Annotated in this window: 23 protein-coding genes; 7 read left to right on the plus strand and 16 right to left on the minus strand. The window is 67.6% G+C overall.

Going from position 1 to position 25356, the window contains the following annotated elements; genetic code table 11:
- The first annotated feature begins 2 nt into the window (after positions 1-2).
- The 5 genes from IEW24_RS06545 (at position 3) to IEW24_RS06565 (ending at position 5943) form a co-directional block, all read left to right on the plus strand.
- Positions 3-1292 carry a four-carbon acid sugar kinase family protein gene (locus tag IEW24_RS06545; protein ID WP_188576502.1) on the plus strand — a complete coding sequence of 430 codons (1290 nt, stop codon included), beginning with the start codon at positions 3-5 and terminating at the stop codon, positions 1290-1292.
- Positions 1293-1409: 117 nt separating this feature from the next.
- Complete coding sequence (locus tag IEW24_RS06550) at positions 1410-1778, plus strand: YciI family protein (RefSeq protein WP_188576504.1); 369 nt, start codon at positions 1410-1412, stop codon at positions 1776-1778.
- 11 nt (positions 1779-1789) lie between these two features.
- Positions 1790-3091 carry an RNA polymerase sigma factor gene (locus tag IEW24_RS06555; protein ID WP_188577435.1) on the plus strand — a complete coding sequence of 434 codons (1302 nt, stop codon included), beginning with the start codon at positions 1790-1792 and terminating at the stop codon, positions 3089-3091.
- 18 nt (positions 3092-3109) lie between these two features.
- On the plus strand, positions 3110-3613 hold the full coding sequence (locus IEW24_RS06560) for an SRPBCC family protein (RefSeq protein WP_188576506.1): 504 nt from the start codon (positions 3110-3112) through the stop codon (positions 3611-3613).
- A gap of 125 nt (positions 3614-3738) precedes the next feature.
- Complete coding sequence (locus tag IEW24_RS06565) at positions 3739-5943, plus strand: TonB-dependent receptor (RefSeq protein WP_244644187.1); 2205 nt, start codon at positions 3739-3741, stop codon at positions 5941-5943.
- A 118-nt stretch (positions 5944-6061) separates the two neighbouring features.
- Here the strand turns inward: IEW24_RS06565 and IEW24_RS06570 are convergent, their stop codons facing one another.
- The 14 genes from IEW24_RS06570 to IEW24_RS06635 all read right to left on the minus strand — a co-directional run bounded on the left by IEW24_RS06570 (position 6062) and on the right by IEW24_RS06635 (position 21187).
- Entirely contained in the window at positions 6062-6754 is a 693-nt protein-coding gene (locus IEW24_RS06570; RefSeq protein WP_188576508.1) for an isochorismatase family protein, read from the minus strand.
- A gap of 23 nt (positions 6755-6777) precedes the next feature.
- On the minus strand, positions 6778-8088 hold the full coding sequence (locus IEW24_RS06575) for an amidase (RefSeq protein ID WP_188576510.1): 1311 nt from the start codon (positions 8086-8088) through the stop codon (positions 6778-6780).
- 23 nt (positions 8089-8111) lie between these two features.
- The gene (locus IEW24_RS06580; protein ID WP_188576513.1) at positions 8112-9440 is read right to left on the minus strand and encodes an amidase; all 1329 of its coding nucleotides are present in this window, start codon (positions 9438-9440) and stop codon (positions 8112-8114) included.
- Positions 9437-9646 (minus strand): hypothetical protein, encoded by a 210-nt coding sequence (locus IEW24_RS06585; RefSeq protein WP_188576515.1) that lies wholly within the window; start codon positions 9644-9646, stop codon positions 9437-9439. The genes IEW24_RS06580 and IEW24_RS06585 overlap by 4 nt, the downstream gene beginning before the upstream one ends.
- Positions 9647-9661: 15 nt before the next feature.
- Positions 9662-11101: an amidase gene (locus IEW24_RS06590; protein WP_188576517.1), complete on the minus strand. Its 1440-nt coding sequence runs from the start codon at positions 11099-11101 to the stop codon at positions 9662-9664.
- 10 nt (positions 11102-11111) lie between these two features.
- A complete protein-coding gene (locus tag IEW24_RS06595) occupies positions 11112-12218 on the minus strand; it encodes an AbrB family transcriptional regulator (protein ID WP_188576519.1) in 1107 nt (368 codons plus the stop codon).
- An 8-nt stretch (positions 12219-12226) separates the two neighbouring features.
- Positions 12227-13261, minus strand: coding sequence for an ABC transporter ATP-binding protein (locus tag IEW24_RS06600; RefSeq protein ID WP_188576521.1), 1035 nt, complete (start codon positions 13259-13261; stop codon positions 12227-12229).
- Positions 13258-14322: an ABC transporter ATP-binding protein gene (locus tag IEW24_RS06605; protein ID WP_188577440.1), complete on the minus strand. Its 1065-nt coding sequence runs from the start codon at positions 14320-14322 to the stop codon at positions 13258-13260. Before IEW24_RS06605 ends, IEW24_RS06600 begins: the two co-directional genes overlap by 4 nt.
- A gap of 49 nt (positions 14323-14371) precedes the next feature.
- Positions 14372-15274, minus strand: coding sequence for an ABC transporter permease (locus IEW24_RS06610; RefSeq protein WP_188576523.1), 903 nt, complete (start codon positions 15272-15274; stop codon positions 14372-14374).
- Positions 15275-15290: 16 nt separating this feature from the next.
- Positions 15291-16244: an ABC transporter permease gene (locus IEW24_RS06615; RefSeq protein WP_188576525.1), complete on the minus strand. Its 954-nt coding sequence runs from the start codon at positions 16242-16244 to the stop codon at positions 15291-15293.
- 64 nt (positions 16245-16308) lie between these two features.
- On the minus strand, positions 16309-17940 hold the full coding sequence (locus IEW24_RS06620) for an ABC transporter substrate-binding protein (RefSeq protein ID WP_244644189.1): 1632 nt from the start codon (positions 17938-17940) through the stop codon (positions 16309-16311).
- A gap of 100 nt (positions 17941-18040) precedes the next feature.
- On the minus strand, positions 18041-19468 hold the full coding sequence (locus IEW24_RS06625; RefSeq protein ID WP_188576527.1) for an amidase: 1428 nt from the start codon (positions 19466-19468) through the stop codon (positions 18041-18043).
- Positions 19469-19471: 3 nt separating this feature from the next.
- Positions 19472-19690, minus strand: coding sequence for a hypothetical protein (locus IEW24_RS06630; RefSeq protein ID WP_188576529.1), 219 nt, complete (start codon positions 19688-19690; stop codon positions 19472-19474).
- 66 nt (positions 19691-19756) lie between these two features.
- Positions 19757-21187: an amidase gene (locus tag IEW24_RS06635; protein WP_188576531.1), complete on the minus strand. Its 1431-nt coding sequence runs from the start codon at positions 21185-21187 to the stop codon at positions 19757-19759.
- A 480-nt stretch (positions 21188-21667) separates the two neighbouring features.
- Between IEW24_RS06635 and IEW24_RS06640 the strand changes: the two genes are divergently transcribed.
- Positions 21668-22378: a GntR family transcriptional regulator gene (locus IEW24_RS06640; protein WP_188576532.1), complete on the plus strand. Its 711-nt coding sequence runs from the start codon at positions 21668-21670 to the stop codon at positions 22376-22378.
- Positions 22379-22412: 34 nt separating this feature from the next.
- Here IEW24_RS06640 and IEW24_RS06645 read toward each other — a convergent pair whose 3' ends face one another.
- Positions 22413-23312 carry a MurR/RpiR family transcriptional regulator gene (locus IEW24_RS06645; protein ID WP_188576535.1) on the minus strand — a complete coding sequence of 300 codons (900 nt, stop codon included), beginning with the start codon at positions 23310-23312 and terminating at the stop codon, positions 22413-22415.
- Positions 23309-24112, minus strand: coding sequence for an HAD-IIA family hydrolase (locus tag IEW24_RS06650; RefSeq protein ID WP_188576537.1), 804 nt, complete (start codon positions 24110-24112; stop codon positions 23309-23311). The genes IEW24_RS06645 and IEW24_RS06650 overlap by 4 nt, the downstream gene beginning before the upstream one ends.
- Before the next feature lie 108 nt (positions 24113-24220).
- Between IEW24_RS06650 and IEW24_RS06655 the strand changes: the two genes are divergently transcribed.
- Positions 24221-25348 (plus strand): ABC transporter ATP-binding protein, encoded by a 1128-nt coding sequence (locus tag IEW24_RS06655; RefSeq protein WP_188576539.1) that lies wholly within the window; start codon positions 24221-24223, stop codon positions 25346-25348.
- The last annotated feature ends 8 nt before the right edge of the window (positions 25349-25356 follow it).

Consider the following 25356-nt stretch of genomic DNA (forward strand, 5'->3'; position numbering starts at 1 on the left):
TGATGGCCCCGCGCTACGGCTGGTACGGCGACGACTTCACCGGCGCCAGCGATACGCTCGCCGTGCTGGCCCAGCGCGGGCAGAAGGCGATCCTGTTCCGGGGCATCCCCACGACGGACCAGCTCCGTCGTGCCGGCGACCTCGATGCGGTGGGCATCGCGGGGGCGTCGCGCGCCATGGCGCCGGGCGAGATGACGGCGGAACTTCTGCCCGTCGCGGCCTTCTTCGCCGATCTTGGCGTGCGGCTGATGCACTACAAGTGCTGCTCCACCTTCGACAGCGCGCCGCATGTGGGCAGCATCGGGCATGCGGTGTCCGTGCTCGGCGGGGCCTTCCCGAACGCGCTGAGCCCCATCGTCGGTGGGCAGCCGAACATCGGGCGCTTCTGCACCTTCTCCAATCTGTTCGCGGCGGCGGGCACGGGCGGGGAGGTGTTCCGCATCGACCGCCATCCCACCATGAGCGTGCATCCTGTGACGCCCATGGCGGAGGCGGACCTGCGCCGCCATCTGGCCGCGCAGGGACTCGCCCGCGTGGCGGGGCTGCACTATCCGGCCTATGCGGAGGGCGCTGACGCCCTCGACGCGCGGCTGGGCACGCTACTGGCGGACACGCCGGACGCGGTGCTGTTCGATGTCTCCCGCGTGGAAGATCTCGCCATCGTCGGCCGCCTCATCTGGCAGGCGGCGGAACGGGAAAAGGTTTTGGCAGTGGGTGCCAGTTCCGTCGCACAGGCGGTCTGCGCCCATTGGGGGGCGGAGCCGGGCCCCTCCGCACGGCTCGCGCCGTCGGAGGGGCCTGTGTTCCTTCTGGCGGGCAGCCTGTCGCCCATCACCCGGCGCCAGCGCGAGGCGGCGGTCTCCTATGTGAAGCTCCAGCTCGACGCGGAGCAACTGGCGCGCGATCCCGCCTATGCCGCAGCGCAGGCCGAGGCCATCGGTGTGGACCTGAAGGCCGGACGTTCCGTGCTCGCCACCACCGCGCCCGAGGGCGGGGAGGGGGACACGACCCTGCCGCCGGGCGAAGTGGCTGTTGCCACGGCCGCCTTCCTGAATGCGGTTCTGGCCAAAGCGCCGGTGAAGCGGCTGGGCATTGCGGGCGGCGATACGTCGAGCCGCGCGGTGCAGGCGCTGGACCTGTGGGGCCTTGCTTATCTCGGCATGCCCTCGCCGGGCGTGGCGCTCTGCCGGGTGCACAGCGATGCGCCGGGGCTGGATGGGCTCGAACTCATGCTGAAGGGCGGCCAGATGGGCTCGCCGGACCTGTTCGAGCGCCTGATCCACGGCGACTGAATAAAATCGGATCTGAATGTCGGCACCTGCATGCCGTCTGCGTCCTTTGGGTATCGGCGGCTTGGGGCGGGGTGCATCCCGCTCTAAGCTCGCCGCTCCAATGGGAGAGACGCCACCATGCAGTATGCCATCCTTTGCTATCATTCCGAGGACGTGGTCGGGGCCTGGAGCGCCGAGGAGGATGCGGCGGTTATGGCGCGCCTCATGGTGGTGCAGGATCGCCTCGCCAAGGAGGGCAAGCTCGGCCCGGTGGTGCGCCTGCTGCCCACCACCGCCGCCACCACCCTGCGCAAAGACACCGACCCGCCGCTGGTCATCGACGGCCCGTTCGCGGAGACGCGCGAGCAGCTTCTGGGCTTCTACATCATCAACGCAGAATCGCTGGACGAGGTGCTGGACATCGCCCGCGAGCTCGGCAGCGCCAATCCCGGCGGTTCCTATGAGATCCGCCCGACCGCGCTGTTCTTCCCCGGCCCGCCCGCATGAGCGCCATCGACATGCCGGACGCTGGCTGGATCGCCGCCACGCTGTCCGGCGCGCGGCCGCAGGCAGTGGCGGCGCTGCTGCGCTATTTCCGCGATCTGGATGCCGCCGAGGAGGCGGTGCAGGATGCCTGCCTCAGGGCGCTGAAGCACTGGCCGGAGAACGGTCCGCCGCGCGATCCCGTGGCATGGCTGGTGATGGTGGGGCGCAATGCCGGCATCGACGGCGTGCGGCGACGCCAGAAGCTCACCGAATTGCCGGACGAGGCGGTGCTGTCCGATCTCGATGATGCGGAAGCCGATGCGGCGGAGCGGCTCGATGGCGCGCATTATCGCGACGACGTGCTGCGCCTGATGTTCATCTGCTGCCATCCCGACCTGCCCGCCACCCAGCAGATCGCGCTTGCCCTGCGCATCGTCTCCGGCCTCTCCGTGAAGCAGATCGCGCGGGTGTTCCTCGTGGGCGAGAGCGCCATGGAGCAGCGGATCACCCGGGCCAAGGCGCGGGTGGCAGCGGCCGGCGTGCCGTTCGAGACGCCCGGTGCGGTGGAGCGCAGCCAGCGGCTCGCGGCAGTGGCGGCCATGCTCTATCTGGTTTTCACCGAGGGCTACACCGCTGCCACGGGAGATGGCGAGACGCGCGGTGCGCTGTGCGAGGAGGCCATCCGCCTCGCCCGCCTGCTGCTGCGCCTGTTCCCCGCCGAGCCGGAGCTGATGGGCCTGCTGGCCCTCATGCTGCTCCAGCACGCCCGCGCCGCTACGCGCACGGATGCGGAGGGCGCGGTGGTGCTGCTGGAAGATCAGGACCGCACCAGGTGGAACCGGCGCATGATCGCCGAGGGGCTGGCACTCATCGACAAGGCCATGCGCCACAGGGCGCGGGGGGCCTATCAGATCCAGTCCGCCATCGCCGCGCTGCATGCGCGGGCAGAGCGGGCGGAAGACACCGACTGGCCGCAGATTGCCCGGCTCTATCTGGCGCTGGAGCGGCTCAATCCCTCGCCGGTCATCACCCTCAACCGGGCGGTGGCGGTCTCCAAGGCCGAGGGGCCGGAGGCGGCGCTGGCGCTGGTGGAGACGCTGGGCGAGCGGCTTGGTGGGTATTTCTATTTCCACGGCGTGCGCGGCGGCCTGCTGATGCAGATCGGGCGCGGCCGCGAGGCGCGGGAGGCCTTCGACCGCGCCATCGCGCTGGCCTCCACGGCGGGAGAGGCAGCGCACATCCGCATGCATCTCGACAGGCTGGAAAAAGAGGCGGCGGATGTCGGGTCCGGCATTCCGCACGCGTCCTCGGAAGGCGCCCGCAGCGGCGCGTAAAGGGAAAGGGAACCGCCAATGAGTGACGCCACCACGCTCCCCGTCTTCCACCTGAGCCGCCGCTTCGCCGCGCCGCGTGACACGGTGTGGGCGGCCTTCACCAAGGCTGACCAGCTGAAGCAATGGTGGGGGCCGAAGGATTTCACGGTCGGCAGTGCACAGCTGAACCTCGTGCCCGGCGGCCTGTTCGTGTTCCAGCTGCTGGGGCCGGAGAATGCGGAGATGTGGGGCCGCTGGCTGTTCCGCGAGATCGCGCCCACCCGCCGGCTGGAAGTGCTGCACGGCTTTGCCGACGCGAGCGGCCATTCCGTGCGCCACCCCGCCATGAGCGACTGGCCGCAGGACATGCTCGGCCAGTTCGGCTTCCATGCCGACGGCGGCGAGACCCGGCTGGAGCTGGACTTCTCGCCCTATCAGGCGAGCGCCGCCGAGGCGCAGGTGTTCGGCGCCAATCTCGAGAGCCTCAATACCGGCTTCTCCGGCACTTTCGACAAGCTCGACGCCTTCCTCGCCAAGGGGTGATGTTGCCGCCGTGCCACGGTTGCGGACGGGCCGTGTGGAGGGCATGGATATACTGTATCATTCTGTTGCGTTCCGGCTTCGCTTCCGTCAAATGATGCAATGTATCATTTGCTGGAGGGCCGGCCGTGGCTGCCGTTTCACGTTTTCTCGTTTCCGTCGGCATGCTTGCGCCGCTCGTCTCGCTCGCGTCCGCAGCTCCCGCTCAGGCGCAGTCCCGCAGCAATGCGGCGGATGCCACCGCGATGGAGCTGCCGGCCGTGAACGTGACCACCGCCAGCCCCATTGGCGGCGACGGCGCGGCGGCGGCGTTCTGGAATTACGGCTCCTTCTCCTTCGTCAATGACGCCTTCGCGCCGGTGACGGTGGCTGGCCAGCGGCAGATCGAACTGTCCCCGGCGGCGACGCTGGCGGACGTGCTGTTCACCCAGCCCGGCATCACCTCCAGCACGTTTGCCCCCGGCGCGAGTCGGCCGGTCATCCGCGGGCTTGAAAGCGTCCGCGTGAAGATGGCCGAGAACGGCATCGATGCCATGGACGTGTCCGCACTGGGCGAGGACCATGCGGTACCCATCGACCCCATGTCGGCGCAGCGTATCGAAGTGATCCGGGGACCGGCGACCCTGCGCTACGGCTCGCAGGCTATCGGCGGTGTGGTGAATGCGGAGAACAACCGCATTCCCACCGAGCTGACCAAGGACGGCTACAAGGGCTCCATGCAGGGCGCCGGCACGGTGGTGGATGACGGCATCGACGGTTCGGTGAGCGTCGATGCACGGCAGGGGGCCTGGGCGGTGCATGCTGACGCCTTCGGCCGCTCCTTCGGCGACTATTCCATCCCCGGCGGCGGCAAGGAGGCGAACACCTATGTGCGCTCCAACGGGCAGGCGGTGGGCCTCACCTACAATTTCGACGGCGGCTATGTGGGCTCGGCGCTGACGCGCTTCGCCTCCACCTACGGCATTCCGGGGGGCGAGGAAGCTGAGCTTCAGACCAATATCGACATGGAGCAGCTCAAGTGGCTGAGCAAGGGCGAGTATCGCTTCGCGTCCGGCCCGGTGGAATCGGTGCGTTTCTGGACCGGCCTGTCCAAGTATGAGCACAGCGAGCGCGGCCTTGAGCACGAGCACGACCATGAGGAAGGCGAGGAGGAATCCGCCGCCGACATCCTGGCCGCGAACCAGCAGGTCACGCACGGTAGCTTCAAGAGCAAGGCGTTCGAGGGCCGCGTGGAGATCGCGCACGTGCCCGTCGGCACGCCGATCGGCTTGATGCGGGGGGCGCTGGGCTTCCAGTTCAACTATACCGACCTCGACACGACCGGCGAGATGTACGAATTCCTCGCCCCGACGCGCACCACCAGCGCGGCCTCCTACCTGTTCGAGGAATTCACCCTCGCCCCTTCCACCCGGGTCCAGATGGCCGGCCGCATCGAGGGCGTGAAGGTCAATGGCGCGGCGGGCGACATCCCGGCCAACTATCTGCCGCCGCCGGAGGAACTGACCACCACGGGTGCCGAGCGGACCTTCGTGCCGGTGAGCGTTTCCGTGGGCCTGTTGCAGGATATGGCCTGGGGCATGACCGGCCGCCTGACGGCGCAATATGTGGAGCGCGCGCCCACCGCCCCCGAGCTCTATGCCAAGGGCGCCCATGACGCCACGGGCACGTTCGACCTCGGCAATCCCGACCTCCAGAAGGAAGGCGCCAGCAGCATCGAGATCGGCCTGTCGCGCACCGTTGGGCCGGTGCGCTTCGATGCCAGCGCCTATTACACCCGCTTCAACGGCTTCATCTACAAGCAGCTCACCGGCATCACCTGCGGCGAGGATTTTGCCAGTTGCGGCGCTGCGGACGGCGAATTCGACCAGGTGGCCTATGACCAGCGCAACGCCACCTTCTATGGCGTGGAACTGAAGGCGCAGTATGACGTGGGCGCGCTGTGGGGTGGCGTCTGGGGCGTGGAAGGCCAGTATGACTTCGTCCACGCCACCTTCTCGGACGGCTCCTATGTGCCGCGCATGCCGCCCCATCGTCTCGGCGGCGGCCTGTACTGGGGCGATGGCGCCTTCGCGGCGCGCGTGAACCTGCTGCATGCTTTCGGGCAGGATCAGGTGGCGGCCTTCGAGGACACCACGCCCGGATACAACCTGCTCAATGCCGAGCTGAGCTACACCCGCAAGGTGGGTGACTACGGGCTCAATCCGGTGATGCTCACGGTGGGCCTGACGGGCACCAACCTGCTCGACGAGGACATCCAGAACTCGGCCTCGTTCAAGAGCGACGTGCTCCTGCCCGGCCGCAACCTGCGCGGCTTCGCCAAGGTCACGTTCTGAGATCTGCCGATCCCCGCCGTACATCCGGTACCGGCGGGGACGGCACATGGCGACTGTCGGCCCCCGCCCGGCAGTCGTGCGCACCCGCAGCGGCAAGGCGCTGCGGGTGTTGCGCTTTTCAGGTGTTGAGCAAGGGCTGCTCTTCGAGGCTGGCCACATAGGCCAGCGCCTTTTCCAGCGGCTCCACATCGCCGAACTTGGCGTCGATGTCGAACAGGTTCCAGGCCACCGCACCGGCGATGCGGTCGCCCACCGCCTCGCGCACCACGATGGGCCGGAAGCCTTCCGCGATGGCGTCCTCGCAGGAATGGCGCACGCAGGCCGAGGCGGTGACGCCGGTGATGATCACCGTATCCACGCCCATGGCTTTCAGCATGCTGGAGAGGTTGGTGCCGTGGAAGCCGCTGGCGCGCTTCTTCAGGATCACGAACTCGCCGTCCGCCGGCTTCAGCGCATCGTCGATGGCCGCCTCCCAGCTGCCGGTCTTCATGGCTTCCAGCGGAACCTTGCGCGACCACAGGCCCATGTCCGTGTTCGGGCCGGAGGTGACGTCATAGGCGGTGGTGGTGAAGACCACCGGCAGGCCCTTGGCGCGGAAGGCGGCGAGCAAAGCCTGATTGGCCGGGATCACCGTTTCCATGCCGCCGCAGGAGAAGGGGCTGCCGGGCTGGGTCCAGCCATTGGCCATGTCGATGATCACGAGGGCGGGCTTCCTGCCATAGCCCACCCGCCGCTCGAAGCCGCGCTCGTTATAGAAAGCCGAGTTGGCGGCAAAGATCGCCTGAAGGCTTTCGGTCATCACGTCGGTCATGTGGAAGCTCCAATCCCAGCGTTTCAGGCTGCGGCCGCATAGGATGCGGTTTCCTGGTCGATGACGGGCGCCAGTGCTTCGCCGAGCGCCAGCAGGCGGGCATCGCCATAACGCGGCGCGACGATCTGCACGCCCACCGGCAGGCCCTTTGGGCCGGTGGTGCAGGGGATGCCGAGGCAGGGCACGTGCAGCAGCGTCCACATGGCGTTGAAGATGTGGTTGCCGGTGTTGTAGCTGCCCTCCGGCGCCTCGCCGGGGGAGGCGGGGGTGAGCACCACGTCGAAATCGGCATAGAGCGCCTCGAAGGCGCGGCGGCATTCGGCGGCGAGATTGTAGGCGGCGATCAGCTTCTCCGGCGTGATGCCGAGGGCATTGTTCGCCCGATCATGAAAATCGGCATGCAGGCGGTCGCCGAACTCCAGCGACACGTCGAGGAAGGACGCGCGCCCTTCCGCCATCATGATGGTGTTCTGGGCCTCGAACATGCCGTCGAAGGCGGGCGGCAGGGTCAGCTCGATGAGTTTGGCGCCGGCCTTTGCGAGGCGGTCCCGCGCCATTTCCAGTGCCTTCTCGCCCGCCGGCTCGATCTGGTCCCAGAAGGGCGAGCGGCACCACGCGACCTTGAGGCCGGCCACGTCCGGCATCGCCACCTCGCCCACGTCATGCAGGCGGAACGCGGACCCCACGAGCGCCAGATCGGCCACCGAGCGGCCATACCAGCCGATGGTGTCGAGCATGTTGGAATACTGCTTGGCGCCCTCACGGCTCACCGAGCCCCAGGTGGGCTTGAGGCCATAGATGCCGTTGAAGGAAGCGGGGCGGATGTGGGAGCCGCCGGTCTGGGTGCCGAAGGCGAGCTGCACCTGCCGGTCGCCCACCGCCGCGCCCGAGCCGGAGGAGGAACCGCCGGGCGTGTGGGCGAAGTTCTTCGGATTGCGGGTGGCGGCGCGGCGACCGGCGGTGGCGAATTCCACCGTATCCGTCTTGCCGAGGATGACGGCGCCGGAATAGCGCACCACACCCACGCAGGCGGCATCGCGCGCCGGCTGGTAGCCCTGAAAGACCGGCGAATTATAGGTGGTGGGCATGTCGGCGGTGTCGATCATGTCCTTCACGCCGAAGGGCAGGCCGTGCAGCGGGCCCATGGGCGCGCGCTTGTCCAGCTCGCGGGCGGTGGCGATGGCCTTCGCCTTGTCCACATAGAGCCACGCCTTCACGTCAGGGTCGCGCTCCTCGATGCGCTCGATACAGGAGCGGATCAGGGCCTCGCTGGTGAGCGTGCCGGCCCGCATGGCGGATGCCGCCTCGGCGGCGGTCAGGAAGCAGGGTTCCATAAGCGTTCGCTTTCTCTGGCTGTTCAGGCGGCGGCGAGGATTTTGGCGCGGGTGTCGGCGAAATCGTCCAGCACGTGCTGGAGGCTCTGCGCGACCGCCAGCAATTTGGCGTCGGACAAACGCGGGCCGACGAGCTGCACGCCCACCGGCAGGCCGATATCGCCCAGCACCGAGGGAATGGCGACGCAGGGCGTGTGCAGCAGGGTCCACAGACCGTTGAAGATCCAGTCGCCCACCGTATGCAGGCCCTTGGGCGCCTCGCCGGTGGCGGCGGGGGCGAGCACGGCGTCATAGCCGGCCGCGATGGCGTCGAACTCCATGCGGCAGGCATCCGCAAGGTCATAGGCAGCGACGAGCTTTTCCGGCGTCACGCCGCGCCCGTTCTCCACGGTGAGCTTCAGCTCAGGATGGAGATTGCCCCCCTGACGCAGATATTCGTCATAGAGCGCCACGCGCCCGTCGCCGAACATGATCATGGTGTGGGCTTCGGAGATGTCGGCGAAATGGGCCGGCAGCACGATCTCCTCCACGATGGCGCCGGCCTTCTGAAGCCGCTCCACCGCCAGCGCCATGGCCTTCTTGGCGCCGGTCTCGGCGCGCGACCAGTAGGGCGTCTCGCAATAGCCGATCTTCAGTCCCTTCACGTCGCGGGGGCTGAGGCTCTCGATGCCCGGCAGGCGGAAGGCTTCCGCGCCGAGGATCAGATCGTCCACGCTGCGGCCATACCAGCCCACCGTGTCGAGGATGGGCGAGATCAGGTGCACGCCCTCGCGGCTCACCGTGCCCCAGCTCGGCTTGATGGCGTAGATGCCGTTGAAGGAGGCGGGGCGGATGTGGGAGCCGGCGGTCTGGGTGCCGAAGGCGCATTGCACCTGATAGTCGCCCACCGCAGCGCCCGAGCCGGAGGACGAGCCGCCTGGCGTGTGGGCGAGATTGTAGGGATTGTGGCTCGCCGCCTTGCGCGAGTTGAAGGCGAACTCAACGGTGTCCGTCTTGCCGAGGATCACCGCGCCAGCCTGCCGGACGATGTTCACGCAGGCCGCATCCCGCGTGGGCCGGTGGTCCTGCCAGGTGGGCGAATTGTAGGTGGTCGGCATGTCCGCCGTGTCCATGATGTCCTTTACGCCGAACGGAATGCCGTGCAGCGGCCCCATGATCGGGCGCTTGTCCAGCTCGCGCGCCTTGCGGATGGCGAGGTCCGGATCCACGTGCAGCCACGCTTTGACGGCGGGATCGCGGGTTTCGATGCGCTCCAGGCAGGAGCGGATCAGCGCCTCGCTGGTCAGCGTGCCGGCCTTCATCTGCGCGGTGGCTTCAGCGGCGGTGAGGAAGCAGGGTTCGGTCTTTTTCATTTCGTGCCTCGCGGGGCCGTCATGGTGAAGAGATGGGCGGGTTCGTCTTCCTTGGAGGGCATGCGCGGCAAGGCGAGGCCCGCTTCGCGCACGGTCTGGGCAAGCTCGCCGAGCCGGGCGAACTGGTCTTCCGGCAGGCCTTGCAGCCCGTGCCGCGCGGCATAGAGCCGGATTTCCTCGATCGTGGGTGTCTGGAGGTCGGACATGTGTCTCTCCGGGGATCAGAGCGTCGGGCGGCGGCTGCGCCACGGGGTGGCGGCCTCATAGGACTGGGCGACGCGCAGCACGGTCTCCTCATCGAAGAAGCGGCCGACGATCTGGGCGTTGAGCGGCAGGCCGCCGGGGTCATAGCCGGTGCAGACCGACAGGGCCGGGTGGCCGGTGACGTTGAACACCGTGGTGGCGGTGTCGGCGGTGAAGGGCGTGACCGTGTCCGGCGCATCGAAGCGCGGGGCCACGTGGAAGGCGCCGGCGATCAGCAGCGCATCGCAGGAGCGTACCAGCGCGTCGGTGGCATCCACGAGCGAACGGCGCAGGCGGGTGGCGGCGAGATAATCGGCGGCGCGCACATTGAAGCCGGACATCATCTTCTCGCGCAGGGCCTGCCCCATGAGGGCGCTGCGCTCCAGAAAATCCTGCTCGTGGATGGAATAGGATTCCGACCAGTTGATCACCTTGGTGACAGAGCGGTAGTGGGCCAGCGGGGCGGGCAGCGTGACCTCGCGGATGATGGCGCCCTGCGCTTCCAGCACGCGGGCGGCGTCTTCCAGCGCCTGCGCGTTGGCGTCATCCAGCGCCTCGCCTTCCGCGCCGAGGTCGCGCACGAAGCCGATCACCAGCCCCTTCACGCCCGCATGCAGGCTCTTGCGATAATCCGGCACCGCCACGTCGGCAGAGGAGGGGTCCGCCGGGTCGAAGCCGGAAATGGCCTGCATGACGATGGCATTGTCCTCCACCGTCCAGGTGAGCGGACCGGTGTGGTCCAGCGTCCAGCAATTGGGCAGGCAATGGGCGCGGCTCACGCGGCCGAAGGTGGCCTTGAAGCCTTGCAATCCGCAGGCCGCCGCCGGCAGGCGGATGGAGCCGCCCGTATCCGAGCCGAGCGCGAACATGGCGGTGCCCGCCGCCACCGAGGCGCCCGCACCCGTGGACGAGCCACCGGTGAAGCAGGCGAGATCCCATGGATTGCGCGCCACTTCGAAGGGCAGGTCGTGATAGACGCCGCCATTGCCGGTGCCGTACTCCCAGGTGTTGAGCTTGCCGAGCAGGATGGCGCCTGCCGCCTCAAGCCGCGCCACGGCGGTGGAGGTGGCGTCCGCCATGTAATCGAGCATCAGGCGCGAGCCGCCGGTCGTGGGCAGGCCGGCCACGTGGTAATTGTCCTTCACCGCGAAGGGGATGCCGTGCAGCGGCCCCTTCCAGCGGCCGGCGGGGATCTCCGCTTCCGCCTTCTGCGCCGCTTCCAGCGCGCGGGTGCCGGTTACGGTGATGTAGCTCTTGAGCCGCGCGTCAATGGCTTCGATGCGGGCAAGGAAGGCTTCCACCAGCGTGACCGGCGACAGCCGGCCGGAGCCGATGAGGCGGGAGGCCTCGGTGACGCTCAGGAAATGCAGCGGCGTGGCGGTCTCGGCGAAGGCGGCGGCGGTGCTCGGGCCGTTCATGAAACACCTCTCATTCGGCAGGCATGCGCGCCGTATCGCGCGCGGGGGCATGGTTTGGTGGCGTCGGCATCACCCCCACGGCCCGCAACAGGCGGAACAGGTAGGGCGCTGACAGGATGACGAGGAAGATGCGGACGATGTGGAAGGCGACCACGATCGGCACGTCGAGATGCAGCACCTTGGCGGTGATGCACATTTCGGTGACGCCGCCCGGTGAGGTGGCCAGCACCATGTTGCCGACCGAGATGCCGGAGGCATAAGCCACCAGCACGCCGACAGTGGCGCAGCCGCCCATCAGAACCGCCAGATTGACGAGGGCGGCCGGGATGAAGCGGCGCATGCTGGTGATGAGCGCGCGATCGAACTGCGCGCCGATATGCGCGCCCATGAGCACCTGTCCGAGCGCGGACAGCCACGGCGGCACGGAGGAGAGGTTCGCCTCGGTGAGCCCGAGCACGCAGCCCACCGCCATGGGCCCGAGCAGCCAGGCATTGCGAAAGCGAAAACGCGCCAGCAAAGCGGAGAAGGCGAAGGCGAGGGCGAGCGAGATGAGGAGGCCGCCCGGTGAGAAGGGCAGGGTGCCCAGCGCGCTGGTGCTGCCGCCGCCCGCGCCCAGCAGGGTGAGCGTGCTGGGAATGAGGATGGTGACGGAGACCACGCGCAGAAGCTGCGTGACGGCGATGGGCATGGGGCGGCCGCCGAAGCGCTCGCCCACCATGCTCATTTCGGCCACCCCGCCGGGCACGCTGCAGAAGAATGCGGTCACATGGTCGATGCGCGCCGTGCGTGCCAGCAGGAAACTGGCAGCCGCGCCAACCACCAGTGTGGTGCCGCTGGCGGCGATGATGACCGGCAGGTGCGCCAGCACGGCCACGGCCGCCTCGGGCGTGAAATAGAGGCCGAGCGCCAGACCGAGCACCAGCATGCCGCCGATGCGGCCCTCGCTGGACGCCTTCAGCGGCAGGCCGAGGAAGGTGGCCAGCCCGCAGCAGACGATGGGGCCGATCATCCACGGCAGCGGCGTGCCGATCCAGGCGAACAGGCAGCCGCCGGCAAGGCCGATGGCGAGCCCGAGCGCCACCCGGCCGAGCGCAGCCCGGTTGAAGGAAGCATGCATCTTCATCTCTATGCGGCGCAGCTCGCCTTCAGGGCCGGGGCCTGCGCGAAGCCGGAGCCTGGCGCATATTGCAGGCAGCGCGCCTGCTGGCCGCCGGGCAGCAGCACCAGCTCCGGCATATGCTCAAGACAGGGCTCGCGGGCGGCCGCGCAGCGGGGGGCGAAGGGGCAGCCGGGCGGCAGGTCGGTGAGATCAGGCGGCGCGCCGGGGATGGGATCCAGCGCCACGCCGCGCATGTCGGCATGGATGGTGGAGTTCATCAGACCCTGCGTATAGGGGTGGCGCGGATTGTCGATCACCTGCTCGACAGAGCCGCTCTCCACGAACTTGCCCGCATACATGACGGCGATCTTGTCGGCCACCTCGCAGGCGACACCGAGATCGTGGGTGACGAAGATGGTGGCCATGCCCATCTCGCGTTGCAGCTCGCGCAGCAGCAGCAGGATCTGGATCTGCACCGTGGCATCGAGCGCGGTGGTGGGCTCGTCCGCCAGCAGCAGCTTGGGCTTGCAGGCAAGCGCGAGGGCGATCATGCCGCGCTGGCGCAGGCCGCCGGACAGTTCGTGCGGATAGGCCTCCAGCCGCCTCTTGGCGGAGGGCACCTGCACCAGCTCCAGCAATTGCAACGCCCGCGCGTTGGCCGCGCGATAGGAGATGCCCTCGTGATAGACCAGCGTCTCGGCGATCTGCTGGCCGATGGTGAACACCGGGTCCAGCGCCGTCATGGGCTCCTGGAAGATCATGGAGATCAGCCCGCCCCGGATGCGGCGCAGCTGGTTCTCCTGCAAGGCCAGCACGTCGATGCCGTCCACGCGCACGGTGCCGTCGAGCCGGGCGGTGGGCGGGAACAGGCGCATGAGCGCGCGCATGGTCACGCTCTTGCCCGAGCCGGACTCGCCGAGGATGCAGAGCGACGAGCCGCGCTCCAGCGTGAAGGACACGCCATTGACCACGCTCACATCAAGGTCGCGGCCGGTGAAGCGGACGGTGAGGTCCTTGACCTCCACCAGCGGGCCGGCAGCCGGGGTTGCGATGCTGCTCAATGGACGGCTCCTTCCGCAGGCGCTGCGTTGTGGCCGGAGCCGGGGCGGTGGGCGTGGCAGGCGACGGGATGGGCTTCATCCCCCGGCACCGAGCCCAACACCGGGGCGATTTCGCTGCACACCTGTTCCGCGATGGGGCAGCGGGTGCGGAAGCGGCAGCCCGAGGGCGGATTGATGGGGTTGGGCGGATCACCCGAGAGCGGCGGGGCCGCCATGCGCTTGCGCGGGTCCATGGAGGGACGCGAGTTGAGCAGAGCGCGGGTGTAGGGGTGCTTGGGCGCGCGGTAGATTTCTTCCACCGGGCCGATCTCCACCGCCTTGCCCAGATACATCACCATCACCCGGTCGCTGATGTACTGGATGACGTTGAGATCGTGGGAGATGAAGATGTAGGTCAGCTCCAGCTTCTGCTTCAGCTCCTGCAACAGGTTCAGCACCTGCGCCTCCACCGACTTGTCGAGTGCGGAGACCGCTTCGTCGAGGATCAGCAGGCGCGGGCTCATGGTGAGCGCGCGGGCGATGTTCACGCGCTGGCGCTGGCCGCCGGAGAGTTCGTGCGGATAGCGCTGGGCGAACATGTCCGGCGTCAGGCCCACCATGCGCAGCATGGAGGCGGCGCGGGTCTTGGCCTCCTTCTGGCTCTTGCCTTGCGAGATCAGCCCGAAGGCGATGGAATCCTCGATGGTCATGCGCGGGTTGAGCGAGGAATAGCTGTCCTGGAACACCATCTGCATCTGCCGGCGCAGATCGCGCACGGAGAGGCCGCGCATGGCGCCCACCTGTTCGCCGTCGAAGATCACCTCGCCGGCATCGGGAATCATGAGGTGCATGAGCAGGCGGGCGGTGGTGGACTTGCCGCAGCCGCTTTCGCCCACGATGCCGAGCGTCTCGCCCTTGTTGACGGTGAGATCAACGCCGTCCACCGCCTGTACCCAGGCCTGCGGCCGGCCAAGCAGGCCGCCGCGGATGGGAAAGTGCTTCTTCAGGCCCTCGACGATGAGCAGAGGCTGGGCGGGGCCGCCGCGATCGCGCGGATCCACCTCGTTGGGAATGGCGGCCATGGCGACACCGTTCTTCTGGGAGGAAGGGGAGGGGTTCATACCGGCGCCCTCACTGCTTCACGTCCATGGCGCTGCGCAGGCCATCGCTCATGAGGTTGAAGCACATGGAGGTGATGAAGATCATCACGCCCGGCAGAACGGCATTGAGCGGCGCCACATAGATGGACTGGCGCAGCGTGTTCAGCATCAGGCCCCATTCCGGCTCCGGCGGGGTGATGCCGAGGCCGAGGAAGGAGAGGCCGGCGGCGAGCACGATGGACACGCTGATCAGGCTGGAGGCGTAGCTCAGGATGGGGCCGGTGACGTTTGGCACCACATGCGCCAGCACGATGCGCCAGTTGGCGGCCCCGGTGGCGCGGGCGGCCTCGACGAAATCCTGGTTGCGCATCTGGGTGGCTACGCTCTCGGCCACGCGGGCGACGGGCGGAATGAACACCAGCGTTAGCGAGAAGATGGTGTTGCCGATGCCGGCCCCCAGCACGCCGGAGATGGCGACCGCCAGCAGCACGGAGGGAAAGGCATAGAACACGTCGATCACGCGCATGATCAGCATGTTGATGGCCCCGCCCACATAGCCGGCGATGACGCCGAGCAGGCCGCCGATCATTGTCGCCAGCAGCACCGGGGCGAAGCCCATGAACAGCGACAGCCGCCCGCCATAGATGAGGCGCGAGAGCAGGTCGCGGCCGAGCTCGTCGGTGCCCAGCCAGTAGCGGGCATCGCCGGGCGGGATGAGGCGGCGGGCCATGCTGGTGCGATAGGGATCGTGCGGGGCCACATAGGGGGCGAAGATGGCGGCGAGCACGATCAGCAGCAGGATGGTGAGGCAGGCCATGCTGACCGGATCGTGCAGCAGGCGGCGGCCCACATTGCGCCAGAAGCTGCGGGTGGCGGGGCGCTTGCCCTTGGCGGGGGCCTTGGTGCCGGCGAGGGCGATGGCGGGCTGGGACATGGGGTTCGCTCTCCCGTCAGGCGCGCTTGATGCGGGGATCGACGGCGGTCTGCACCACGTCGACGGTGAGGTTGATGAGCACGAAGAACATCGCCAGCACGAGGATCGTGCCCTGCAGCACCGGCAGGTCGCGGGTGAAGATGGCGTTGTTGAGCAGGAAGCCCGTGCCCGGCCAGGAGAAGACCGTCTCCACCAGAATGGAGCCGCCGAGCAATTGCGCGAGCTGGAGGCCCATCACCGCCAGCACGGCGGGCAGGGCATTCTTGACCACATGCACGAAGATGCGTCGGCCCGGCAGGCCCTTGGCGTGCAGGGTCTGCATGAAGTCCTGTTTGCGCACCTCGGCGATGGTGCCGCGCACGGAACGGGCGATGATGCCGGCCGGGATCACCGAGAGGGTGAGGGCGGGCAGGATGAGATATTGCAGGCTGTCCCAGCCGAGGCCGAAGGTGCCGGAGCCGCCTTCGCCCATGCCGGTGGCGGGCAGCAGGTTCAGCTCCACGGCGAAGATCACCATCAGCACCATGCCCAGCCAGTAATGCGGGATGGAGACGCCGGTGATGGAGACGGCGGTGACTGCCTTGTCCGTGGGCTTGCCGGCCAGATAGCCGGAGACGACGCCGAACAGGCAGCCCAGCGCAAAGCCGAACAGCACGGCGGCGGCGGCGAGCACCAGCGTGTTGGCGAGCGCCGGCAGCACTTCGTGCATGACCGGGCGCTGGGTCATGATGGAATTGCCGAAATCCCCCATCACCACGTGCTGGAGCCATTTGAGATACTGCACCGGCAGCGGCTGGTCGAAGCCATAGGCGGCGCGCACCTGCGCCACGGTTTCCGGAGAAGCGCCTTCGGGGATGATGGCGCTCAGGGGGTCGCCGGGCGCGAGATGGATCAGCGCGAAGCACACGAGCGAGACGCCCATGGCGATCGGGACCGTGTAGAGGATGCGGCGCAGCACATAGACGAGCATGAAACGTCCCTTTTCAGGCATCGGCAGGTGACGGGCGGCCGCGCCGCCCGTCACAGGAAAGCGCTCAGGTCACAGAGACCGGCGTGAGATCCTGGAACCAGCTCTGCGCCTGCACGAAGCCCTTCACATTGGGCCGCATGGCGCGTGGATTGAGGTCGTGGACCACCCAGATCCACATGGCCTGATCCACGATGTGGCTGTGCAGCTCGGCGAGGATCTTGTTCTGCTCGGCGGGATCGAAGGCGGCCTTGGCCTTGGTGGACAGTTCATCCGTCTTGGCGTCGTTGAAGTCGCCCCAATTGAAGCCGCCGGGCACCTTGGCGAAGGAGGCGGCGGTGCCGATGAGGCCGATGTCCGGATCCCAATAGGCCCATGAATTGTTGATGCCGTGCCGGCCCTTGTTTTCCGGAGCCCATGCGCCGAGGCGGCGGCGGGCGCGCAGGGCCTCCCAGTCCAGCACCTCGAACTCCAGGTCGATGCCCACGTCCTTGAAGTTCTCCTTGATGAACTCGTTCATGGGCAGCGGTTGCATCTGGCCGGAACCGGAGGGCGAGATGATGAACTTCGCCTTCACGGGCTTGTCCGGCCCGTAGCCCGCCTCCTTCAGCAGCTTCTTGGCGCCTTCAGGATCGTATTTGATCTCGAAGGTGGGCTTGCCGAACCAGGGGTGCTTCTCGTCCACCATGCCCTTGGCGGGGGCGGCGAGGCCGCCGAGCATCTTCACGATCCCGTCGCGATCGATGGCGAGGTTGGCGGCCTTGCGCACCCGCACGTCCTTGAACGGCGAGTCATCAAGATAGGAGAGCTGGAACGGCCAGATGTGGGGATACAGATTGGTGACGATCTGCATCTTCTGGGATTTCAGGCGCGGCACCGCATCCGGCGGGGGGGCCTCGATCCAGTCCACCTGACCGGAGAGCAAAGCGGCGACGCGGGTGTTGGCGTCGGGCATGGGCAGCAGGATGAGGCGCTCGGACTTGGGTACGCGGGTCTTGTCCCAATGCTCGGCATTGCGGACCATTTCCGCGCGCTCACGCGGCTTGAAGCTCTCCAGAATCCATGGGCCGGTGCCGGAGGGCTTCTCGGCGAACTTCGACCAGTCCTTGCCCAGCTCTTCCCAGCGCTTGGGGCTGGACATAAACAGGCCGGCGAGATTGTAGGGCAGCACGGCGTCGATGCGCTTGGTGGCGATTTCCACCGTATAGTCGTCGATCTTCTTCCAGGAGCCGATGTTGGCGTCGTAGGAGGCGGCCTGGTTGGACTGCGCCTGATCGAACTGCGGGGAGTCCTGCTTCATCAGCTTGTCGAAGTTCCACACCACCGCATCGGCGTTGAACTCGGAGCCGTCGTGGAACTTCACGCCCTTACGCAGCTTGAAGGTCCACACCTTCTGGTCCTGCGGGTTCACCGTCCAGCTCTCGGCGAGATCGGGGATCACCTGCGCGGCCTGATCGGACTTGGAAAGGTCCCAGCGGGTCAGGCCGTCATAGAGCGTGATGCCCATGAAGCGGATGCCTTCCGCGCCCTGGCTGGGCTGGCCGGTGGTGAGCGGAATGTCGGCGGCGGTCATGGCCACGCGCAGCACGCCGGGCTTGCCCTGCGCCTGCGCCGGGCCCGCGCCCAGCCCCACCATCTGCCCCAGCTCCGTGTCCATGAGGGACACGGCGGCCACCGAGGCCCCCGAAAGCAGCTGCATAAACGAACGTCTGTTCATTGACGGAACCTTCCCCTGCTCTTGTCCGGTTACTCGTCGTGCGTTTCCCTGATGGATGGCGGCCTTGTGCGGCCGCTCATTTTCACTGCGCCGCCATGGCCTCCACCGGTTGCTCCAGCGAAGGCCGGCGGCTGCGGAAATCGGTCTCGCGCTCGAAGGCGGCCCCGAGGCGGAGCACAAGCGCGTCTTCCCCCGGCCGCCCGGCAAGCTGCATGCCGAGCGGCAGGCCCGCCGCATCGAAGCCGTTGCAGAGCGAAAGGGCCGGCTGGCCGGTGAGGTTGAACTGCGCGGTGAGGGAGGGCGCAGCCGCGCCGAAGAAGGTGGGCGGCTCGTCTGGCAGCAGCAGCGGGGCCGGCTGGGCGCTGGAGGCGGTGAGGAGGACATCCACGTCCTTCATCACCGCGAATACGGTGGCGGTCAGCTCCGCCCGCGCACGCATGGCCTGCACATAGTCCTCAGCGCGCAGCAGGGCGCCGGGGAGGATGCGGTAGCGCATGGATCGCCCGAAATCTTGCGGGCGCGCGCGCAAATCCTTCTCGTGCAAGGTGAAGATCTCGCCCGCCGTGAGCGGCATCTTTGAATCCGTGAAGGTGCGCAAGGTGGGCAGCCGCACCTCGGTGACGATGCAGCCGAGGCTGCGGAAGGTGGCGATGCTGGCGTCCATGGCGGCGATGACGGCGGGCGCTGCTTCCAGCTCGTCCTCATACCAGTGGCGCACCACACCGATACGCAGGCCGGCGACGGGGGAGAGGAGCCCGGAGGCGTAGTCCTGCGCGGGATAATCGATGGAGGCTGGATCGCGGGGATCATGGCCGGCCATGACGCCGAGCATCAGCGCGCAGTCTTCCACCGTCCAGGCCATGGGGCCGCAATGATCGAAGGAATAGGAATTGGGCTGCACGCCGTGGCGGCTGACGAGGCCGTAGCTGGGCTTCAGGCCGGCGATGCCGCAGACGGCGGCGGGCATGCGGATGGAGCCGCCGGTATCGCTGCCGGTGGCGGCCGGGCAGAGGCCGGCGGCGATGGAGGCGCCCGCGCCGCTGGATGAGCCCATGGGCGAGCGCCCGAGATCCCACGGATTGCGCGCCGGCGGCCAGGGCAGGTCGAAGGAGGGGCCGCCCATGGCGAATTCCCAGGTGGCCTGCTTGCCCAGCAGCACGCCGCCGCCCGCCCACAGCTTTGCCTGCACGGTGCAGTCCTCGGCCGGAATGTGGTGCTCCAGCAACTTGGAATGGGCGGTGGTGAGCAGGCCGGCGGTGTCGTAAATGTCCTTCAGGCCGTAGGGGATGCCCTGCATGGGCCCCTTGTCCACGCCTTGCGCGAACAGGGTTTCGGCTTCCTTCGCCTCGGCGCGGGCGCGCTCGGGCGTCACCGTGATGAAGCTGTTGAGCGCGCCATCCAGCGCATCGATGCGCGCGAGGCAGGCCTCCGTCAGATCCACCGGCGAGAGGGTGCCGGCCCGGAACTGCCGGCCGGCTTCGGCGATGGTCAACTCATGCAGCGCGGCCATGGCTCACGCCGTCTCCGGCATGAACTTGCGCGGATCGAACACATGCGCCGGCTCATCCGCCCGGTCGCGGCTCCGGCGCAGGCGCATGAGCATGGGCTCAATGTTGCCATAGGCCTGCACCAGCTCCTCGAAGATCTCCGGCGGCAAGTCGAGCCCGGCGTTGCGGGCGAGCACGGCGATTTCCTCGCGGGTGGCGGGGCGGGGCGGAACGGTGCTGGTCATGGTCTTCGGCTCCCTTCGGTCACAGGGAGGACGCGTGCGTCCTCGCGGGGCGTGTCGGTCGGGTCGTCAGTCGAGATCAGGTTTGGCGAGGTGCCACTCGGTGGCCTGCTGGTAGGCATCGCCCGCGCACAGCACGGTTGCTTCGTCGAACGGGCGGCCGGCGATCTGCAGCGAGAGCGGCAGGCCGGTGGCGGAGAAGCCGCAGGGCAGGGCCAGCGCCGGCAGACCGGCGAGGCTGAACGGCATGGTGGCCAGCTGGCGCTTCTTGAAGAAGTCCACGCCATCGGGAATGGCGGGATCGGCGGGCGCCATCCAGCCGGCCGTCACCAGCAGATCGTAGCGGGAGAAGGCCGCCATCATGCGGGTGCACAGTTCCGTGCGCCAGCGCATGGCCTGCACGTAATCCTCCGCGCGCACGAGGCCGCCCACCATCACGCGGCTGCGCAGCAGCTTGCCGAAATCCTGCGGCCGCGTGCGGATGTCCGCCTCGTGCACGGAGAACAGCTCTGCGATGGAGATGGTGGTCTTGGCGTCCACATAATCGCGCAGCGGATCAAGGGTGAGCACCTCGACGCTGGCGCCGAGCCCGCGCAGCACCTCGACCGAGGCATCCACGGCGGCGATCACCTCCTCGGTGGCCTCTTCCTCGTACCAATGGCGCACGAGGCCGATCTTCAGGCCTTTGATGGAGCCGGTGAGCGCCGCGAGATAGTCGGGCACCGGCTCGTCGATGGAGCCGGGATCGAGCGGATCGTGGCCGGCGCAGGCGCCCAGCATGGCCGCGCAGTCGGCGGCGGTGCGGGTCATGGGGCCGCAATGATCCAGCGAATAGGTGTTGGGATGGACGCCGCGCCGGCTGATGCGGCCATAGGTGGGCTTCAGGCCGGTGATGCCGCACATGGCGGCCGGCCAGCGCACGGAGCCGCCGGTGTCGGTGCCGATGGCGCCGGGCACGAAGCGCGCGCCCACCGCAGCACCCGAGCCGGAGGAGGAGCCGCCGGGCAGATAGTCGCGGTTCCACGGATTGCGGGCCGGGGGCCAGGGCAGATCGAAGGAGGGGCCGCCGATGGCGAACTCGAAGGTGGCGGTCTTGCCGATGAGGATGCCGCCGGCCGCCTCCAGCTTGCGCGCCACCGTGGCGCTCTCCTGCGGCATGCGGTCGGCGAAAATCTTGGAATGGGAGGAGGACAGGATGCCCGCCGTGTCCACATTGTCCTTCAGGGCATAGGGAATGCCGTGGAAAGGGCCGCGATCCGTGCCCGCCGCCAGTTCAGCCTCGGCGGTGCGGGCCTGTGCGAGGGCGGCCTCGGCGGTCACGGTGATGAAGCTGTTGAGGCTGCCGTCGAGGCGCGCGATGCGATCGAGGCAGGCGGTGGTGACGTCCACCGGCGATATTGAGCCTTCGCGCATCAGTTGACCAAGCTCGGCAATGCCGAGATCGCAGAGATCGGCGCCTTCCCGCGCCTGCTGGTGGACTGCTGCCTTGAGTGCCGTCATCGCCTGCTCCGATCTCGTTTCAGAATTGTATACAACCTGAAGTGACGTGCTGCTCCGTATCCCGCGCCTTGGCTGGAATGGATCTAGCAACCTGCGTGCCAGCGAATGACCTTGGCGGAGCTATGTTGGCTTATAATTTTTAAGCCATTGAATTATATATATTTTTATTTCAAGCAATGAAGTCGCAGAAAGTCCTGCATCGGCCGTTGGTTGGCATGGCGGGTGGAAGTTTGAGGGCACCGGAGCCTGTCGCACGGGCTTTGCCGCAAGGCTGGGCGATGCACTTGTGTGCATGCCTAATCGGAAGTCATTGGTGGTCTGCGAGGCTATGACCCATTTATCGACTTCATACTCCTGCACTTAAGGGTTTGGGCGGGCCGCCGAGCTTCTGTCGTTATTGTGTACAAAAAGGGCAGGGCATTTTCCAGCAAGTCGCGTTAGCCTTGCGGATGGCAGGTGTTGCGGTGGGAGAAGTGTTTCATGGTCACGCGGGCCGAGGCCGTCACGCGGCAATTGCGGGAAGCGATCCTCGGTGGACAGTACGAGCCCGGCGCGCGGCTCAGCGAAATGGCGCTGGCGGACGGCATGTCGGTTTCGCGCACGCCCATCCGTGCGGCGCTCAGTGTCCTGTTTACTGAGGGGCTGCTCGATTACGAGCCAAACTGCGGCTATGTGGTGCGGCGTATCACGCTGGATGACGCGATCCACATCTATACCGTGCGGGCGACCCTCGAGGGCCTTGCGGCGCGCCTTGCCGCCGAAATCGGGCTGGCCGAGGCCGAGCGCACGCGCTTCGAGGCCGTTCTGGCCGAGATGGAGCGCCTTGTTGCCGGCAAGGCGTGGAAGGCCGAGCAGATGGAGCGTTGGGGCGAATTGAATATCGCCTTTCACGGCATGATCTGCGCCGCCGCCGGCAATGGCTATCTCGCCTCTTCCATCCTGCGCACCCGCACCTTGCCGGTGCTCACCGAACGCGGGCTGAAGACCTTCTTCGCCGAGCGCGCCGTGGTGTGGTGGGACCGCGCCGCTTATCGCCGCTCGCAGGATGACCATCTCGATATTGGCGAGGCCATCCTGGCGCGGCAGGGCACGCGCGCCGAGACGGTGATGCGCGAGCATATCGAGCGCGCTGGTCGCCTGATCCACCGCAAGCTTGCCATCGGCTCCGAGGCGGCGCTCGCTTTGCCTTAAGTGTGCTCAGCCGCGCGTCCTCAATAGCGCTTCCTCAATAACGTTTCATGGACAGCACGTCGAAGGTGCGGGAGATGGTGTCCATGGCGCGGTCATAGGTGGCCAGCGCGAGGCAGCAGATGAGCGCATCCACGATGGCGAGCTGGGCGATGCGGCTGGTCATGGCTTCGGTGCGGAACTGGGTTTCGCGCGCCATGGTCTGAAGCAGGATGTCCGCGTGGGCCATCAGAGGCGATTTGCCGTAATTGGTGATGCAGATGGTGGTGGCCCCCGCCTCCTTGGCCAGGCGCGTCGCCGCCACCGTCTCGAACGTGCTGCCCGAATGCGAGACGGTGATGGTGACAACCGTCTCATTGGCCAGTGCTGCGCTGATGGCCTGAAGATGAGAATCCACCACCGCCTTGGCCTCGATGCCGATGCGCCGCAGGCGGTAGTGCAGGTCTTCCGCGATGGGAGCGGCGCTGCCGATGCCATAGACTTCCACGCGGGCCGCCTTGACGATGGCCTCCACGGCGCGGCTCATCTCTTTGGTCTGCAACACCTTCAGCGAATCCTGCAGGGCCTGCATATCGCTGCGGAAGACTTTTTCGATGACGGTCTGGGTGTCGTCGTCGCGGGCCAGATCCTCGTGAATGAACTGCACCGGCTGCACCAGATCGCGGGTCAGCGCGATCTTGAACTGCTGGAAACCGCGCGCGCCCAGCTGTTGGCACAGGGCCACCACGCTGCCCTCGCTGGCCTGCGCATGCTCGGCGACTTCGGTCACGGACATGTAGACCACGTCCGCCGCATTCGCGAGGATGAAGTCCGCGATGCGCGCTGCGGTGCGCGACAGGGTGGGGCGCAGCGCCTGGAGCCGGTCCAGCGTGCCAGTGAGCGGTTGCTCACGCTCAGGGCTCGGCTTCACGTCATCGGTGGCGGTCTGCTTCTTCATGCTCTGACCCGTTCCTGTCCCTGCTTCGCTTCTTGTTGGCGGACGAATCGCGACGTCATCTCCTTGTGGCCCGGCGCGTGGCGCACGTCCAGAAAGCGCAGGCCCGCCCGCGCCGCGCCGCGCCCGTCGGTCTCGGGATTGTCGCCGATCATGATCGTTTCGTCCGCTCTCGTCCCGATGCGGCGCAGGCCTTCCGCGAACATGAAAGGCTCCGGCTTGCCGATGACGAGATGCGGAACCGGCCCGGTGGCCGCGAGCACGGCGGCCAGCAGTGCGCCGGTCTCGGGCAGCACGGTGCCGCCGGGGCCGGGGCGTGTGCGGTCGGGGTTGGCGGCGACAAGGCGCGCGCCATCGCGTACCGCGTTGACGGCAGCCGTGAGGCGGGCATAGGAGAAGTCCAGATCGCGGCCGATCACCACCACGTCGGGCCGTTCCTGCACCAGCCTGAGGCCCTTGCTGCGGGCATGCGCGGCAAGGCCGTTGCCTGCCAGCAGCATCACCCGCGCGCCCGGAGCCTCCCGCGCCAGATGGTCGAGGGCGAGCACGCCGGCCAGCAGGATGCGCTCCTCGGGAATGGGCAGGCCGAGGCCCGCCAGCAGGCGCGCCAGCTCGGCCGGCGTGTGCTGGGCATCATTGGAGAGGATGAGGCCCGCATCCCCCATATGGTCCACGAGATCGTGCGCCCAGGGGAGCGGCGCATCGCCCGTCACCAGCGTTCCGTCCAGATCGACCAGGAAGCCTTTCGCTTCCCGGAGCATGTCGTCCCACATCGCATCCCACTCGATTTTTCGGGTCCCCATGTGGACTGAGACAATGTCAATTTCAACCGGCTAATTTTCTGAAATAGGTTCATATGGGTGTCACAGATCGCGGCCTATAGGACGCTCCGAACACAGGGAGCTCTGGCCATGGCCGCAATCGAAGCCCGCGATCTGATCAAGAGCTTTCGCGGAACCTCCGTGCTGAAGGGCGTGTCGCTGAACATCGCCGATGGCGAGTTCGTCAGCCTTGTCGGCCCCTCCGGCTGCGGAAAGACGACGCTGCTGCGCATCCTCGCGGGCCTGGAATTGCAGGATGCCGGAGAGGTCTCCATCGCCGGTCGCGTGGTGGACGATCTGGAGCCCAAGGCGCGCGATGTGGCCATGGTGTTCCAGTCCTATGCGCTCTATCCGCACCTGACGGTTGCTGAAAACATCGCTGTGCCGCTGGTGATGCGGCGCCTCACCACGGCGGGCCGCCTGCCGGTGCTGGGCGGGCTCATGCCGCATGTTCGCCGCGCGCGCAAAGGCATTGCCGGCGAAGTGGCTACGGTGGCGCGGACGTTGGAAATTGAGCATCTGCTCGATCGCAAGCCGGGCCAGCTCTCCGGCGGCCAGCGCCAGCGCGTGGCGGTGGCCCGCGCCATGGTGCGCGAGCCAAAAGCCTTCCTCATGGATGAGCCGCTGTCCAATCTCGATGCCAAGCTGCGCACCCAGATGCGGGCGGAGATCTCCCAGCTGCACCGCCGGCTCGGCGCCACATTTGTCTATGTGACCCATGATCAGGCGGAAGCCATGACCATGTCGGATCGCATCGCGGTGATGATGGGTGGCGAACTGCTCCAGTTCGGCACGCCGGATGAGATCTATGCGGAGCCGGTGGACATCCGCGTGGCGGAATTCATCGGCTCGCCGCGCATCAATGTGCTGGAGGCGCGCTCCGACGGGCAGGGGGCGGCCAGCGCCGGCCCCATCGCGTTCTCACTGGCCAATGCGAAGCCGCAGGGCGAGGTGGTGCGCGTGGCCTTCCGGCCCGAGGCGGCGGAGCTGGCGGCACCCGATACCGGGCTTGCCGGCCGCGTGGAGCATACGGAGAATTTCGGCTCCGACCTGTTCGTGCATGTGCGGGCCGAAGGCGCGGCGGCGCCCGTGATCGTGCGCAGCCGGCCGCAGGGGCGGCGGGCGCAGATTGGTGATCATGTGGGCATCAAGGTTGCGCCGGATCGCCTGATGGCCTTTGGCGGCGACCACAAGCGTCTCGCCGCCGTAGCGGCCTGAGGCACGCC

The sequence above is a fragment of the Azorhizobium oxalatiphilum genome (assembly GCF_014635325.1).
Lineage (GTDB): Bacteria > Pseudomonadota > Alphaproteobacteria > Rhizobiales > Xanthobacteraceae > Azorhizobium > Azorhizobium oxalatiphilum.

Coding starts and splice junctions, on each gene's coding strand:
- IEW24_RS06560 (WP_188576506.1), top strand. CDS start 3,110: ATGAGTGACGCCACCACGCTCCCCGTCTTCCACCTGAGCCGCCGCTTC.
- IEW24_RS06585 (WP_188576515.1), bottom strand. CDS start 9,646: ATGTCCGACCTCCAGACACCCACGATCGAGGAAATCCGGCTCTATGCC.
- IEW24_RS06640 (WP_188576532.1), top strand. CDS start 21,668: ATGGTCACGCGGGCCGAGGCCGTCACGCGGCAATTGCGGGAAGCGATC.
- IEW24_RS06610 (WP_188576523.1), bottom strand. CDS start 15,274: ATGTCCCAGCCCGCCATCGCCCTCGCCGGCACCAAGGCCCCCGCCAAG.
- IEW24_RS06575 (WP_188576510.1), bottom strand. CDS start 8,088: ATGGAACCCTGCTTCCTGACCGCCGCCGAGGCGGCATCCGCCATGCGG.
- IEW24_RS06630 (WP_188576529.1), bottom strand. CDS start 19,690: ATGACCAGCACCGTTCCGCCCCGCCCCGCCACCCGCGAGGAAATCGCC.
- IEW24_RS06590 (WP_188576517.1), bottom strand. CDS start 11,101: ATGAACGGCCCGAGCACCGCCGCCGCCTTCGCCGAGACCGCCACGCCG.
- IEW24_RS06550 (WP_188576504.1), top strand. CDS start 1,410: ATGCAGTATGCCATCCTTTGCTATCATTCCGAGGACGTGGTCGGGGCC.
- IEW24_RS06625 (WP_188576527.1), bottom strand. CDS start 19,468: ATGGCCGCGCTGCATGAGTTGACCATCGCCGAAGCCGGCCGGCAGTTC.
- IEW24_RS06655 (WP_188576539.1), top strand. CDS start 24,221: ATGGCCGCAATCGAAGCCCGCGATCTGATCAAGAGCTTTCGCGGAACC.
- IEW24_RS06570 (WP_188576508.1), bottom strand. CDS start 6,754: ATGACCGACGTGATGACCGAAAGCCTTCAGGCGATCTTTGCCGCCAAC.
- IEW24_RS06615 (WP_188576525.1), bottom strand. CDS start 16,244: ATGCTCGTCTATGTGCTGCGCCGCATCCTCTACACGGTCCCGATCGCC.
- IEW24_RS06635 (WP_188576531.1), bottom strand. CDS start 21,187: ATGACGGCACTCAAGGCAGCAGTCCACCAGCAGGCGCGGGAAGGCGCC.
- IEW24_RS06555 (WP_188577435.1), top strand. CDS start 1,790: ATGCCGGACGCTGGCTGGATCGCCGCCACGCTGTCCGGCGCGCGGCCG.
- IEW24_RS06545 (WP_188576502.1), top strand. CDS start 3: ATGGCCCCGCGCTACGGCTGGTACGGCGACGACTTCACCGGCGCCAGC.
- IEW24_RS06605 (WP_188577440.1), bottom strand. CDS start 14,322: ATGGCCGCCATTCCCAACGAGGTGGATCCGCGCGATCGCGGCGGCCCC.
- IEW24_RS06645 (WP_188576535.1), bottom strand. CDS start 23,312: ATGAAGAAGCAGACCGCCACCGATGACGTGAAGCCGAGCCCTGAGCGT.
- IEW24_RS06620 (WP_244644189.1), bottom strand. CDS start 17,940: ATGCAGCTGCTTTCGGGGGCCTCGGTGGCCGCCGTGTCCCTCATGGAC.
- IEW24_RS06595 (WP_188576519.1), bottom strand. CDS start 12,218: ATGCATGCTTCCTTCAACCGGGCTGCGCTCGGCCGGGTGGCGCTCGGG.
- IEW24_RS06580 (WP_188576513.1), bottom strand. CDS start 9,440: ATGAAAAAGACCGAACCCTGCTTCCTCACCGCCGCTGAAGCCACCGCG.
- IEW24_RS06650 (WP_188576537.1), bottom strand. CDS start 24,112: ATGGGGACCCGAAAAATCGAGTGGGATGCGATGTGGGACGACATGCTC.